The organism is Methylococcus capsulatus str. Texas = ATCC 19069 (assembly GCF_000424685.1).
Taxonomy (GTDB): Bacteria; Pseudomonadota; Gammaproteobacteria; order Methylococcales; family Methylococcaceae; genus Methylococcus; species Methylococcus capsulatus.
On the sequence record NZ_AUKJ01000003.1, the window covers coordinates 1 to 12,707 of the forward strand.

At 64.5% G+C, this 12,707-nt stretch carries 16 protein-coding genes and 1 tRNA gene; 5 read left to right on the forward strand and 12 right to left on the reverse strand.

Annotated features, from left to right (window positions below):
* The 3 genes from H156_RS0100005 to H156_RS0100015 form a co-directional block, all read right to left on the reverse strand.
* On the reverse strand, window positions 1–437 hold a 437-nt coding region (locus H156_RS0100005), incomplete at its 3' end, for an ATP-dependent Clp protease proteolytic subunit (protein ID WP_428829177.1).
* Between the two features lie 32 nt (window positions 438–469).
* Complete coding sequence (tig, locus tag H156_RS0100010; protein WP_017364905.1) at window positions 470–1,792, reverse strand: trigger factor; 1,323 nt, start codon at window positions 1,790–1,792, stop codon at window positions 470–472.
* Window positions 1,793–1,896: 104 nt separating this feature from the next.
* A tRNA-Leu gene (locus H156_RS0100015) sits at window positions 1,897–1,981 on the reverse strand.
* A gap of 64 nt (window positions 1,982–2,045) precedes the next feature.
* On the opposite strand from H156_RS0100015, the gene H156_RS0100020 reads away from it, so the two are divergent.
* The 4 genes from H156_RS0100020 to H156_RS0100035 are packed head-to-tail and all read left to right on the forward strand — an operon-like array spanning window position 2,046 to window position 4,624.
* Entirely contained in the window at window positions 2,046–3,017 is a 972-nt protein-coding gene (locus H156_RS0100020) for a CPBP family intramembrane glutamic endopeptidase (RefSeq protein WP_036245781.1), read from the forward strand.
* Window positions 3,014–3,676, forward strand: coding sequence for a class II aldolase/adducin family protein (locus tag H156_RS0100025; RefSeq protein WP_017364907.1), 663 nt, complete (start codon window positions 3,014–3,016; stop codon window positions 3,674–3,676). Before H156_RS0100020 ends, H156_RS0100025 begins: the two co-directional genes overlap by 4 nt.
* Window positions 3,677–3,691: 15 nt before the next feature.
* Window positions 3,692–4,093: a hypothetical protein gene (locus H156_RS0100030; RefSeq protein ID WP_017364908.1), complete on the forward strand. Its 402-nt coding sequence runs from the start codon at window positions 3,692–3,694 to the stop codon at window positions 4,091–4,093.
* 45 nt (window positions 4,094–4,138) lie between these two features.
* Entirely contained in the window at window positions 4,139–4,624 is a 486-nt protein-coding gene (locus tag H156_RS0100035) for a cytochrome P460 family protein (protein ID WP_010959872.1), read from the forward strand.
* A gap of 60 nt (window positions 4,625–4,684) precedes the next feature.
* On the opposite strand, the gene H156_RS0100040 is transcribed toward H156_RS0100035, so the two are convergent.
* The 4 genes from H156_RS0100040 to H156_RS0100055 form a co-directional block, all read right to left on the reverse strand.
* A complete protein-coding gene (locus H156_RS0100040) occupies window positions 4,685–5,119 on the reverse strand; it encodes an FKBP-type peptidyl-prolyl cis-trans isomerase (RefSeq protein WP_371131247.1) in 435 nt (144 codons plus the stop codon).
* 62 nt (window positions 5,120–5,181) lie between these two features.
* On the reverse strand, window positions 5,182–5,643 hold the full coding sequence (locus tag H156_RS0100045; RefSeq protein ID WP_010959870.1) for a hypothetical protein: 462 nt from the start codon (window positions 5,641–5,643) through the stop codon (window positions 5,182–5,184).
* A gap of 26 nt (window positions 5,644–5,669) precedes the next feature.
* Entirely contained in the window at window positions 5,670–6,113 is a 444-nt protein-coding gene (locus H156_RS0100050) for a YcgN family cysteine cluster protein (RefSeq protein WP_010959869.1), read from the reverse strand.
* Window positions 6,113–6,811: a DUF2959 domain-containing protein gene (locus tag H156_RS0100055; RefSeq protein ID WP_026045886.1), complete on the reverse strand. Its 699-nt coding sequence runs from the start codon at window positions 6,809–6,811 to the stop codon at window positions 6,113–6,115. Before H156_RS0100055 ends, H156_RS0100050 begins: the two co-directional genes overlap by 1 nt.
* Window positions 6,812–6,899: 88 nt before the next feature.
* On the opposite strand from H156_RS0100055, the gene H156_RS0100060 reads away from it, so the two are divergent.
* A complete protein-coding gene (locus H156_RS0100060) occupies window positions 6,900–7,340 on the forward strand; it encodes an NUDIX domain-containing protein (RefSeq protein ID WP_017364910.1) in 441 nt (146 codons plus the stop codon).
* 18 nt (window positions 7,341–7,358) lie between these two features.
* Here the strand turns inward: H156_RS0100060 and gluQRS are convergent, their stop codons facing one another.
* From gluQRS to H156_RS0100090, 5 genes are all read right to left on the reverse strand, one after another.
* Entirely contained in the window at window positions 7,359–8,267 is a 909-nt protein-coding gene (gluQRS, locus tag H156_RS0100065; RefSeq protein ID WP_026045887.1) for a tRNA glutamyl-Q(34) synthetase GluQRS, read from the reverse strand.
* A gap of 18 nt (window positions 8,268–8,285) precedes the next feature.
* Window positions 8,286–8,717, reverse strand: coding sequence for an RNA polymerase-binding protein DksA (dksA, locus tag H156_RS0100070; protein WP_010959865.1), 432 nt, complete (start codon window positions 8,715–8,717; stop codon window positions 8,286–8,288).
* A gap of 154 nt (window positions 8,718–8,871) precedes the next feature.
* Window positions 8,872–9,402 carry a peptidylprolyl isomerase gene (locus H156_RS0100080; protein WP_050998160.1) on the reverse strand — a complete coding sequence of 177 codons (531 nt, stop codon included), beginning with the start codon at window positions 9,400–9,402 and terminating at the stop codon, window positions 8,872–8,874.
* A gap of 197 nt (window positions 9,403–9,599) precedes the next feature.
* Window positions 9,600–11,135: a complex I subunit 4 family protein gene (locus tag H156_RS0100085; RefSeq protein WP_017364913.1), complete on the reverse strand. Its 1,536-nt coding sequence runs from the start codon at window positions 11,133–11,135 to the stop codon at window positions 9,600–9,602.
* 19 nt (window positions 11,136–11,154) lie between these two features.
* Window positions 11,155–12,705: a complex I subunit 4 family protein gene (locus H156_RS0100090; protein WP_017364914.1), complete on the reverse strand. Its 1,551-nt coding sequence runs from the start codon at window positions 12,703–12,705 to the stop codon at window positions 11,155–11,157.
* Between the last annotated feature and the right edge of the window lie 2 nt (window positions 12,706–12,707).

The window sequence follows — 12,707 nt, forward strand, 5'->3', positions numbered from 1 at the left end:
ATGTCGATGTCCGAGGCCTGCCCCTGGAATCCCCCCAGCGGCTGGTGAATCATGATCCGCGAATGCGGCAGGCAGTAGCGCTTGCCGGCCGCGCCCCCGGCCAGCAGCAGCGCCCCCATGCTGGCGGCCTGGCCGACACAGAGGGTGCTGACGTCCGGCTTGATGAACTGCATGGTGTCGTAAATCGCCAGTCCCGCCGTCACCAGCCCGCCGGGGGAGTTGATGTAGAGATGTATGTCCTTGTCGGGATTCTCCGATTCCAGGAACAGCAACTGCGCGATCACCAGATTGGCCATGTAGTCCTCGACCTGGCCCACCAGAAAAATCACGCGCTCTTTCAGCAGCCGCGAATAAATGTCGAAGGCACGCTCGCCGCGCGCCGACTGCTCGATCACGATGGGCACCAGCCCGCCCGCAGCTGTCTCGGGCCGTTTCAAGCCCCTGTCGTCCGTCATCATCGGCCTGGGTCTCACGATTGGGGTTGCTGTTCCGTGGCACCGGCCGGCGCCATGAGCGTTGCGAAATCCACGCGCTGCTCCGTCACTGCCGCCTTGGACAGGATCAGATCCACGACCTGATCCTCCAGCACCAGGTTTTCGATTTCACGCAGGTTATTTTTGTCGGAATAGTACCAGTTGACCACCTGCTCCGGATTTTCATAGCTCTGGGCCTGCTCCTCGATGGTGGAGCGCACTCGCTTCCGGTCCACGCTGAGCTTGTTCTCGTCGATCAGCTTGCTCAGGATCAGCCCCAAAGCCACGCGCCGCTTCGCCAACGGGGTGTAGCGCTCCTTCAGCGCTTCCAGTTCGACACCCGGGTTCCCCTGCTCGGCCGCCTTGTGATACGGCTGCAGCAGCTCGTTGAGTTCGTCCGCCACGAGCACTTCGGGCAAAGTGAAGGAATTGGCCGCCAGCAAGGCGTCCAGGACGGCCGACTTGGTGCGAGCCTTGAGGGCGCGCCGCATTTCCCGCTCCATATTGGCTCGGACGTCGGCCCTGAACGCCTCGACATCGCCATCCACGCCGAAGGTCTTGACGAAATCGGCATCGACTTCCGGCAGCACGCTCTCGTTGATCCCGACGACCTCGACATCGAACGCGACCGTCTTGCCGGCCAGTTTCTCGTTGCCGTAGTCCGCGGGGACATCCAGCTCGAAGGCCAGCCGACTTCCTACTTCCGCCCCGATCAGCTTTTCCTCGAACCCCGGGACCAGTGGCCTCCCTCCCAGCACGACGCGGAAATTTTCGAGTCGGCCATCGGTAAGGCTTTCCTCCCCCAGCTTGCCTTCGAAATGGATCACCACCTCGTCATTCAAGGCGGCCGGACGCTCCACGGCACGTCGGCTACGGCGCTGCTCCCGCAACCGCTGGACCATCGCTTCCAGATCGCCTTCCGTCACCTCGCAGACGAAACGCGGGCACTGCAGGTTTTCCAGGGGGGACGGTTCGAAATCCGGCAGGACTTCGAAGTCCGCGATGTAGGAAAGCCCCTCCCCTTCCCCGATGGCCGTTGCCGTGATTCGCGGCATGCCGGCCGGCCTCAGGTTTTCGTCGTTCACGGCCTGATGGAAACTGGATTGGATCATCTCCGACAGCACCTCCTCCCGCACCTGGGCGCCAAAGCGCTTGCGGACGAGGCCAGCAGGCGCCTTGCCGGGACGGAAGCCGTCCAACCTGACCTCGCGGGCCAAGGATTTCAGGCGTGACTCGACCTTTTCCCGGATCTTTTCTTCGGGGACGTTCACGGTCATTTTCCGGCTCAACTCGGAGACGGTTTCAACGGACACTTGCATACTCGAAATACCTCGGGTTCAACTTGGGCGTGGGTGCATTCAATCGGAGATGTGCCGGATGCGCTTCACCGCCTGAAGGCGGATGGCGGGCAGGCCAACGAGAGTGGTGCGAATGGAGAGACTCGAACTCTCAAGGGTTTCCCCACTGGAACCTAAATCCAGCGCGTCTACCAGTTTCGCCACATTCGCAATGAATTCATGGTTCAATTATACTCGCGGCGTCTGGCAGGACGGGCACCAGGAAAGCGCGGACATGGCAGACGATTGGGCCGGTTTCGGCAAAGAGTCACGCCATATTATAGGGATTTCAACAAATTTTCACATCCTCCCGATGCGCTTCCGTTCCGCTCTCGCCGCCGCGCTTGCTCCGTTCGTTTGCCTCGCCCTCGCCCTGATCCTCGTCGCTGCCCTCAGCTATCCCTTGGTCCGGCTCAGTGCCGGCACGCTCGGTATCACCGCGATCCTGAGCCGCGGCACCCTGCTGCTGCTCTTCGCCGGTCTCATCCTGGGCGCGAGACGGCTAGGGATCGGCTGGCGCTCGGTAGGCTTTCCCGCCAGTTACGCCGTGTTCGTCCGCCAGATCGGCATCGGGCTCGGCTTGGGCCTGGTGATGCTGGGGTTGCACGTCGCCGTGATCATGGCACTCGACATCCGCGTGTTCAGCGAAATCCAGGCGGCCCGCCACCCTTCCATTCCAGTATTGCTGCTCAAGCACGTCGGAGTCGCGCTGTTGCTGGCGACCAGCGAAGAGCTGCTGTTCCGGGGTTTGACCTTCGCGATTCTGGCAAAGTTCGTCGGTCCCGCCCACGTCATCGCCATCACATCCTTCTATTACACGCTGCCGCATTTCCTCCGCAGCCGGCTGAAACTGGGGGAGAGCGAACTGAACTGGGACAGCGGCTTCACGGTGCTGGCGGATGCGGTGGGCAATGGCATCACGGAAGCCGACTTCAGCTCCTTTCTGGCGCTGTTGTGCGCGGGCGTGTTCCTGGGCTGCATGCGTGCGCGGACCGTACAGGGTCTCGGCTACTGCATCGGCATCCATGCAGGATGGGTTTTTGTCATCAAGACGTGCAAGTCTTTCACCCATGATGGCAACGCGGGACCATTCGGCGTACTGGTGGGCTCCTACGACGCCATCATCGGCTATCTCTCCGCGGGCTGGATCAGCGCTTGTACAGTGCTCTTCCTGTTCGCCACCCGTTCAGGAACAAACGTCCGATGATGACAGGCCGCGAAGGCGTCACCCGATACCGGCTGATTTTCACACCGGGCCCCCTGCCTCACCCCGACCTTATCCGGGAGCTGAACGCATGGCGCAGCATCATCCGGATGCTGGGTCTCAACGGGTGCGATCCGCAGCGTTACGGCGGCCTTGCCTATGGAAACGTCAGCCTTCGCCTCCCCGACGGCGGTATCCGCTTCCTGATCAGCGGGACCCAAACCGGCGGACGCATGCATCTGACCGCCGACGACTATTGCGAGGTGCACGGCTTCGATCTGGAAACGAACCGGTTGGAGGCGCGCGGCCCCATCCCGCCGTCCTCCGAAGCCCTGACGCACGCCGCCGTCTATCGTGCCGATCCGGCATGGCACTGCGTCATGCATGCCCATTCCCCCGAAATCTGGCGCCACGCCGGGACGCTCGGCCTGCGGACCACGGCGCCGGAGATCGAGTATGGCACCCCGGCGATGGCGCTGGCGGTGGCGGCCCTGGCCACGAAACCCGGTGTGCCGCTGATCGCCATGCTGGGCCACTCCGACGGCGTCATCGCCTACGGCGGGACGGTCGATGCCACCGCCCGGATTCTGATAACTTACCTCGCCGAAGCCCTGCAACTGGACGACTCCTCGACGGCGGGGCAGCCGGCGACCACGCCATGACCAAGGAGCCACGCCATGAGATTCGAGACGATCATCGCCTGTCTACCGCTGCCGCTGGTCCCCGTGATGGCCTCGGGCGCCGCCCTCAGCCATCACGGCGGCCTGATCCTCGATTGCACCCCACCCCTGTTTTTCGAAGAATCGCCCGCGAACGATTCGAGCGTGGAAATCTTCGACCGGTTTTCCTTCACGGCTTCCGACAACACCGACGGCGCCACGCTGAAAATCTGGGTGGACGGGAAGCCGGTTGCGCCCACGATCACGCCGCAGCGCAGCGGACGCCTGACCGTCGAAGGCCGCCCCGACGCCCCGATCGACCAACCCGGCTCCCGAGTACGGATACTGGTCAGCGGGTTCAGCAAGGATGGCTGCGAACGCAGCCACGCCTATTATGTCCACGTCAGACCCAAGGGCTGACCCGACCTTACGTCCCAGAGCAACGTCATCATAAGGAGACCACCCATGCGTAAACTGGCCATCGCCCTGTTGTTTCCCGCCGCCGCGGTCCTTGCCGAACCGGCAGCCGCGCCCAACGGCATTTCGCTCCCTGCCGGCTACAAGGACTGGAAGATGATCGGCGTTTCCTCACGGATCGAGCAGAACAATTTGCGCGCGATCCTCGGCAACGACATCGCCGTCAAGGCCGCGCGCGAAGGCAGGACCCATCCCTGGCCGGACGGCGCGATTCTGGTCAAGCTGTCGTGGAAAAAGAGCACCCATGAGCTGTTCCCGTCGGCCGAGGTACCCGGTGACTTCACTCAGGCCGATTTCATGGTCAAGGATGCCGCCAAGTACGCCTCGACCGGCGGCTGGGGCTATGCCCGGTGGCTGGGGATGGAACAGAAACCCTACGGCGCGAACGCCGATTTCGCCCAGGAATGCATGGGCTGCCACAGCGGCGCCAAAGCCGCCGACTACGTCTTCACCCATCCGGCCAAGCTTCCGTAAGCGTACGGCCCCCCATCGCGAAAAAAGCGGCGGGTGAGGGGCCGGACCCAACCGGCGCGGTCAGCCGCCCACTTTCAGCAGTTCCACTTCGAAGATCAGCGCGGCGTTCGGGGGAATGAGCCTCCCGACGCCGTATTCGCCGTAACCGAGCTCCGGCGGAATGAAAAAGCGGTACTTGGCCCCCGGCTTCATCAGTTGGAGCCCTTCCGTCCAGCCCGGTATCACGCCGTTCAGCGGGAAGCTGACGCCGTCCCCCGCATCGAAAGTCGAACCGTCGGGAAATCCGCCCTTGTAGTTGACCGTCACGGTATCCGTCGCCTTGGGCGATTCGCCCGCGCCCTCGCGGATCACTTCATACTGCAAGCCGCTGGCCGTGGTGACCACCCCGGCTTTCTGCCCGTTGGCTGCCATGAACTGCCTGGCTTCCATCAGATTCTTCTCTCCATCGAACGAAGGCCCGCACGCAGCCAGGCCGATTGCAAACAGCGCCGGCAAAAACCCGCGCCTCCTCGATTTCGCCACTGAAAACATCCCATGTCCCCCTAACCCGGCAGCCGTCAGACGACCCCGAAAACCAATCCGATGATGAACAAAGCCCCCATGACCGCGAGCGCCTTGAGCGTGAAGCCCGCGACCTTGGCCACCAGCCGGTCGCGGGCGGCGATGAACCGGGCCATCGCATCCAGATCGCCACGCTCCAGCTCGGCCGGCGCCAGCCCGCCCACCTCGACCAGCCCCAGGTCCTCCGCCAGTTGCGCCTTGCGCAGGAAATCGACCTGCTCGTAAGCCACGCCACAGTCGAACACGAATTCGGCCAGCGCCCGCTCTCCGGCGCCCGTCCGCGCCAGTGACTCACCCCGTGCCGTCAGATCGAGCAGGCGTTTGCGGGTGTCCGCCGGCAGCACTGCGGCCAGACCACGAATCCGCTCGGCCAGGCTGCCGCCCTTGGCGCCGTAGTCCTCGGCCAGCAACGTATCCAGCCTGGTGAGGGCGGCATCGACTACAGTCTTGGAATCCATACATCCTCAATTCGCAAAAGGCAGCATCATACTGCATCGCCCAATCCCTCGATGACATGATCCTCGATGCAGTCCACGACCGTTTCCGAAACCGCCAACCGGCACACGGACTTGCCGGCACGATGCACCGAATCGGCCGCGCCCGAGACCAGCGGGTGCCACGCCGGCAGCGGTCGCCCCTCCGAAAGGAGACGGTACGCGCAACTGGCGGGCAGCCAATGGAACTGGTCCGGCACCTGCCGCAGATCCATGCAGTCGGGCACCAAACGGAAACGATCCTGGTAGGCGGTACAGCGACAGGCGGCGATGTCCAGCAGGCGGCAGGCCACCCGAGTGTACAGAATCTCGCCGGTATCCTCGTCTTCCAGCTTGTGCAGGCAGCACTTGCCGCAGCCGTCACAGAGCGACTCCCATTCGGCCAGGCTGAGCTCGGCCAACGCCTTGGCGTGCCAGAAAGGAGCGTCTGCCATCAGAGACCGGCCGGCAGCACCTTGGGACCACTCAGCGTACGCATGAACACCTCGGCATGGTCGATGGAGCGCTCCATTGCCTGGATCAGTCCGGCCACGCCTTGACTCATGTCGGCCAGCTCACCTTCCAGAGAGGCGATGGCCTGGGCATTCAGGTTGTGCTTGAGGAACAACACCTGGTCCCGGAATAGCCGCAGGACGGGGTCGATCTTGCTTTCGGCGCGGCGCATGGCACTCATCAGCTGGGCATAGTGCTGCTGTGTCAGCTTCAGCTTTTGCCGGCTCGCCGCCCGCAGACTGCGGTTGGTGTACTGGTCGAGCTCGTCCTCCCATTCCCGGAACAGCGCTTCGGCCACATCCTGGACCGCGTCGATCCGGTCGCGCACGGCCAGCGCCTTGGAAGCCGAATAGTCGAACTCGATCTTGAGCTGCCGATAGACGTCCTCGAGGGTGCCGCCATCGAAGCGGGTCAAGGCGCTGAATCTTTCCAGGGCGGTCTGGAACTGCTCCTTGGCCTCCTCCAGACTGCCGCGCGCGCTGTCGACCCGCGCCACCAGAATGTCGCGCTTGTGCCGGCCGGCCGATTCGACCATCTGGAAATAGATTTTCTGGAATTTGCCGCCGATCAGCCGAATGATCGGGCTCAGCAGCCCCGTCAAGGTGAGATAATTTCCGCTACCGGAACCCGATTTACGCATCGTCGCAACCACTTTCGAGAAAGTCCGCGGACATGCCCGCAGTGACCGGCGATTTTACTCCCAACACACTCACCAGGTACAAAAGGCCATGCCCCGCCCCGAAACACCCGCCCTCGCCGCCGACGTCATCATCGAGCTGACCGACCGCCCCGGCCGTCCCATCGTCCTGATCGAGCGCGGCTTCCCGCCGCTGGGTTGGGCCATCCCCGGCGGGTTCGTGGACGTCGGCGAAACGGTGGAGCGGGCCGCGATCCGCGAAGCGCTGGAAGAAACGGGCCTAACGGTACACCTCACTGCCCTGCTCGGGCTCTATTCCGACCCGGCACGCGATCCCCGCGGGCATACCGTCACCGCCGTCTACGTCGCAGAAGCCACCGGCGACCCGCTGGCTGCGGACGACGCCAAGACTTGCCGGATCGTCAGTCTGGACGCGCTCCCGGAGCCGCTGGTGTTCGACCATGCCCAGGTGCTCGCCGATTACCGCCGGTTCCGCGAACAGGGACGACCTGCGCCGTTGCGGATCGTTTGAGGGAAACCGCCGAGGACTTCAAACCGCCAGCCCGCCAACGTCTATCCTTCGCCCCGGAGGCAGGCGCCGGATGTCCCAGTGCGCCACTGCCCAATCCAGAATCTCGGCCGGCTTGGCCCCGATGAGAGCCGGCTCTGGAACGAACCCCAGCAGGGCCAGCACGGTCCACAGGTTTTCCGACGGGGCATCCGCGTCCACCGGGCGGGCCCCCGCCTGCTTGCTCAATTTGATGCCGCCGCGGTCGGTCAACACCGGGATGTGGCAGTAGTCCGGCCGTGGCAGACCGAGGCATTGCTGCAGCAGGATCTGGCGTGGAGTGGAGTCGAGCAGATCGACACCCCGCAGCACCTCGGTCACTCTCTGCTCCGCGTCGTCGATGACGGTGGCGAGATGATAGGCAGGAAGACCATCGCGGCGGCGGACGACGAAGTCGCCCACTGCGCTGCCCAGGTCCTGCTCGATCCGGCCCTGGAGGCGGTCATCGAAACCGATGACCGCATCGCCCACCCGGAGCCGCAGCGCATGTTCACCGGCCGGCGGACGCGGATAACGGGCCCGGCAGCGGCCGGAGTAGATCGGGCCGGAACCGGCGAGTTCGCGGCGCGGACAGGTACATGGAAACACCCGGCTGCCGGCCGCGAGACGCTCCAGCGCCACGCGGTAGATTTCGTCCCGACGACTCTGGAACAGGACGGCCTCGTCCCACCACAACCCATGCGTCTCCAGGGTGCGGAGGATGCTGTCGGCGTGAGTCTGCCGGCAGCGCTGCCGATCGGCGTCGTCGATGCGGACCAGCCAGGCGCCGCCCCGCCGACGGGCCTCGCAGAAACCGACCACTGCGGTATAGAGCGAACCGAGGTGAAGAGGACCGGTGGGAGAGGGGGCGAAACGCCCCCGGTAGGGGGCTGACGGATGGCGGGAATTCAAGCCGGCACGGAGAGACCGTCAACCGAGCTGGCGCTCGCGGATTTCATCCAGGGTCTTGCAGTCGATGCACTGGGTGGCCGTCGGTCGCGCTTCCAGCCGGCGCAGGCCGATTTCCACGCCGCAGGTCTCGCAATAGCCGTATTCTCCGCGCTCGAGATTTTCCAGGGCCTCTTCGATCTTCTTGATCAGCTTCCGTTCCCGATCGCGGGTGCGCAACTCGAGGCTGAATTCGGATTCCTGGGTGGCGCGGTCGTTCGGATCGGGGAAGTTGGCCGCTTCATCCTTCATGTGGTGGACGGTGCGGTCAACCTCTGCCATGAGCTCGGACTTCCAGTTCTGGAGGATCCGGCGAAAGTGAGCGACCTGCCCCGGGCTCATGTACTCCTCGCCCTCGGCGGGCTCGTAAGGAGTAAAGCTGAACGGGGTTTCTGGGGCTTTGACGTTCGACATCCACTAGCTCCTTGGCCGTATCGGGTTAAATCGGTAATTGATAACAGAATGCGCCTGGTCAGGCAAGAATTCCTTGCAGGGGCGGAAACCTCGCAGGTCGCGGGGAACGACGGGGGACGGAGGGTCGCACCGCGACCCTCCGGAACGGGGAGGGTCAGGGTGAAACGACGGTCGCCTTCTCGATCACGATGGCCTTCTGCGGGACGTCGGTCGGAAACGGCCCACCGGCGCCGGTCGGCACCTTCGCCATTTCGTCGACCACTTCCATCCCTTTCACGACCTCACCAAATACGGCATAACCCCAACCCTGTGGGGTGGGACTCTTGTAATTGAGGAAGTCGTTGTCGACGTAGTTGATGAAGAACTGGGCCGTGGCCGAGTTCGGATCCGGCGTGCGGGCCATGGCGACGGTGCCACGCCTGTTGGTAAGCCCGTTGTCGGCCTCGTTCTTGATCGGCGCATGGGTGCTCTTCTGCTTGTAATCCTGGGTGAAACCGCCTCCCTGGGCCATGAAGCCGGGAATCACACGGTGGAAGATGGTGCCGTCGTAAAACCCTTCCTTGACGTAAGCCAGGAAGTTCGCAGTGCTGACGGGCGCCTTTTCGGCATCGAGGCGAATCACGATATCACCCAGGTTGGTGTGGAGCTGCACTTGAGTCGGGGTCGGGGTCGGCGGAGCGGTCATCTTCTTGGCTTTTCCAGTTTCTTTGGCGATGGAGGTGAGGGGAACGAAGGCGGTGAACAATGCGGTTGCGAAAACGAGGCAGCGCATGGGATGTCTGTTGAGCATCGGGATACCTGCACGAAAGGGTCGATCGAATGGCGGGCGGTATTGTATCGGCAAACGCGTCCGGGCTCGACCTCACGGCGCGGGTTTTGGAATCATTCCGCCGCAGCCACCGAGGTCGGCCCTTCCGGCAGGGACTCGTGGACCCGGGCCAAGAGGGTGCTCACCGCGCCGTCACTGAGATCGAGCGCGAGCCGCGGAAACAGTCCCAGAATCACGATCCATGCCGCCAGCGCGGCGGCGACCAGGCGTTCGCGCGACCTGAGGTCCCATTCGCCGGCTGCCATGCCCAGCTTGTCCGGTCCGAGGAAGGCTCGCCGGAAATATCCGAGCATGCCGGCCGCGGCGACGACATCGGCAAACAGAGCCGCGAGCCCGAGTCCCATGTGTTGTCGCAACAGACCGATGAGAATCAGGTGTTCGGCGGCAAAGCCACTGGTACCGGGCACGCCGAGGCTGGCCAGACCCAGGAGGAAGAACAGCGCGCCGAGCAGCGGCATCGGCCGCGCCAGGCCGCCCAACCGGTCTATTTCCGTCGAGCCGATCCGGTGCTGGATGAACCCCGCGACCAGGAACAGCCCGCCCGCCACGATGCCGAAATTGGCGAGCTGAAACAGCGCACCCTGCACGGCCTGGAAGTTCAAAGCCGCAAGGCCGGCGACGACCAGGCCGACGTGGCTGATGCTGGAAAACGCCAGCAGCCGGCGCAGGTTGGTCTGCCGCATTGCCACGAGGGCGCCGTAGGCGGCGGTGACGATGCCGGCCCCTGCCACCAGCCCGCGATGTTCCAACGCGGCTTGCGGGCTCAACGGCACGGCGAAACGCACGATGCCGAAGGCGCCGAGCTTGAGCCCGGCCAGCCAGGCGGCGAGCCCCGCCGGGCCTTCCATGGCGAGGGTCGGCAGCCAGCCGTGAAAAGGAAACAGCGGCGCCTTGATGGCGAAGCCCAGCATAAACAGGAGGAACACCGTCGTCGCCAGCCGTCCGTCGAGCGGGGTATCCAGCAGCGCCAGATAATCGAAACTCAGGCCGGCGGGCACCGGAACACCGAGGAAGCGGGCGTGATTCAGGGCCAGCAGCAGAATGGCGAACAGCAGGGGGATGCCGCCCGCCAGCATGAACAGGGCGTATTTGACGGCGGCGTAGCGCCGCTGCGGACCGGTACCGCAAAAACCGGCCAAGAGGTAGACCGGGGCGATCGTCATCTCCCAGAAAAGGAAAAACAACATCAGGTCGGTGGCGCAAAACACGCCGACGGTCGCCCCTCCCAACATCAGGATCATGCCGTAGTACAGTCGCACCCGGCTCTGCACCACCGTCCAGGAGGCCACGATGACCGCCAGGTTCAGGACGGCGCCGAGAAACGGGAACAGCACCGTGACGCCGTCCACGCCGAGGTGGTAATACGCGTTGAGCGAAGGAATCCAGGCATGGCGCTCGACAAACTGCAGGCGGGGATCGACCGGATCGAACCCCCACAGCAGCACCGTGGCCAGCAGCAGCTCCAACACGGCGGCGGCCAGCGCCAGGCTCCTGGCGGTCTCCGGTTTCGGCACCAAGACCATGGCAAGGGCGGCCGCGAATGGCAGGCCGATCAGCAGACTGAGCAACGGTAAGGCCTCGGGAATCATGGTGTCGTCAACGCTCCGCTCATGAGGGATGGGTGGACGGGCGCGCTGCGGCCGGAAGCACCGCGGACGGCGGAGTGTACACTTGCGCCAGCCGGAACAGCGACTGGCGGGTGAGATGGACCCACGGAGCCGTGTAGAACCCCACCCCCAGCAACACCAGGCACAGCAAGGCGATCAGCGTGTGCTCCCGCCAGCCCGGCCGCGGCCGTTCGGGATAGGGCCGGTGCGAGCGGCGATGCGCCAGAAAGATGCGCTGGAACGCCCACAGCAAAAAGCCCGCGGCCAGCACGTTGCCGACGGCGACCGCGATCGCGACGGCGGGACCGCGGTTCTCGATCAGCCCTTCCAGCAGCAGATGTGCGGCGTCGAAGCCGGGCGTGCCCGGCATGGCGATGGTGCTCGAGGCGGCGACCAGGAACAGCAGGCCCGGTCCCGGCAAGGATTCGAACAGGCCGCCCAGACGCGGCAGCAGCAGCGTGCCGGTACGGCACCGGAGCATGCCGGCCAGGAAGAACAGCCCCGCCCCCGCCACCCCGAAGTCGAATGCCAGCAGCAGCGTACCGCTCAAGCCTTCGAGGTCGAGGGCGAAGACGCCGGCCACCAGCATTCCGGTCTGGCTGACCGTGGCGAAGGCCATCAGGCGGCGGAAATCGAGCTGCATCAGGGCGAGCACCGCACCGTAGAACAGGCCGGCCAGCGCCAGGCCCAGTGTCAACGCGGTCCACTCGTGGACCGCGTTGGGCAGCAGCGGCAAGACGAAGCGCAGCAGGCCATAGATGCCCACTTTCATACCCACCAGCAGCGCCAAGGCGGTGACCGGCGGGCCCTGCGCCGCGACGATCGGCAGCCAGCCGTGCAGCGGGAACTGCGCCAGGCGCACCGAGAATCCATAGAACAGCAGCACGAAAACCAGGGATTCGAACGTGCCCGACAGCGGGGTCTCCAGCAGCGCCGCCAGATCGTAAGACCAGATTCCCGTGGCCCGCGCATGCCCCAACCCCAACAGGAAAACACCCACGCCCAGCAGCGCCAGCCCCATACCGGCGAAGCGCAGGTAGACCCGCCTGGCCTCGGTGCCGTCGCCACCCTCCCAGCGCCCCAGGATCAAAGCGACCGGCCACAGCTCGAGGCAGGCTGCTATCCAAAATTGGACCAGATCCAGGGCGAGAAACATACCCATCGCCGTAGCCTCGCAGGCCAGCACCGTCGCCACGTACAGGCCGGAGGGGCCGTCCTTTCCGACTTCCCGGCACAGCAGGGCCAGTACCGTCAGCAGCGCGGTCAGCAGGACGAACCCCAGGCTGATGCCATCAACGCCCAGGTGGTAATTCAAGAGGGACAGGAACACCGTGTGTTCAGTGAACTGGAAATCGGCGGTCCCGGCATCGAACCGGGCCAGCAGGAACAAGGCCACCCCCAGCTCGGCGAGGCTGCCGGCCAAGCCGATGATCCAGGCCAGACCCCGCTGTTCTGCCCGTAGCGCAGCCAGCATGAACACCAACGGCAATCCAATCAAGGTGCTCAGCACCGGGAAGCCGGTGATTTCGGACCAGGGTATCTCGCCCGTCATGG

Coding starts and splice junctions, on each gene's coding strand:
- H156_RS0100035 (WP_010959872.1), top strand. CDS start 4,139: ATGCGTAAACTGGCCATCGCCCTGTTGTTTCCCGCCGCCGCGGTCCTT.
- H156_RS0100060 (WP_017364910.1), top strand. CDS start 6,900: ATGCCCCGCCCCGAAACACCCGCCCTCGCCGCCGACGTCATCATCGAG.
- tig (WP_017364905.1), bottom strand. CDS start 1,792: ATGCAAGTGTCCGTTGAAACCGTCTCCGAGTTGAGCCGGAAAATGACC.
- H156_RS0100045 (WP_010959870.1), bottom strand. CDS start 5,643: ATGGATTCCAAGACTGTAGTCGATGCCGCCCTCACCAGGCTGGATACG.
- H156_RS0100090 (WP_017364914.1), bottom strand. CDS start 12,705: ATGACGGGCGAGATACCCTGGTCCGAAATCACCGGCTTCCCGGTGCTG.
- H156_RS0100050 (WP_010959869.1), bottom strand. CDS start 6,113: ATGGCAGACGCTCCTTTCTGGCACGCCAAGGCGTTGGCCGAGCTCAGC.
- H156_RS0100025 (WP_017364907.1), top strand. CDS start 3,014: ATGATGACAGGCCGCGAAGGCGTCACCCGATACCGGCTGATTTTCACA.
- H156_RS0100085 (WP_017364913.1), bottom strand. CDS start 11,135: ATGATTCCCGAGGCCTTACCGTTGCTCAGTCTGCTGATCGGCCTGCCA.
- H156_RS0100080 (WP_050998160.1), bottom strand. CDS start 9,402: ATGACCGCTCCGCCGACCCCGACCCCGACTCAAGTGCAGCTCCACACC.
- H156_RS0100030 (WP_017364908.1), top strand. CDS start 3,692: ATGAGATTCGAGACGATCATCGCCTGTCTACCGCTGCCGCTGGTCCCC.
- H156_RS0100020 (WP_036245781.1), top strand. CDS start 2,046: ATGGCAGACGATTGGGCCGGTTTCGGCAAAGAGTCACGCCATATTATA.
- H156_RS0100055 (WP_026045886.1), bottom strand. CDS start 6,811: ATGCGTAAATCGGGTTCCGGTAGCGGAAATTATCTCACCTTGACGGGG.
- dksA (WP_010959865.1), bottom strand. CDS start 8,717: ATGTCGAACGTCAAAGCCCCAGAAACCCCGTTCAGCTTTACTCCTTAC.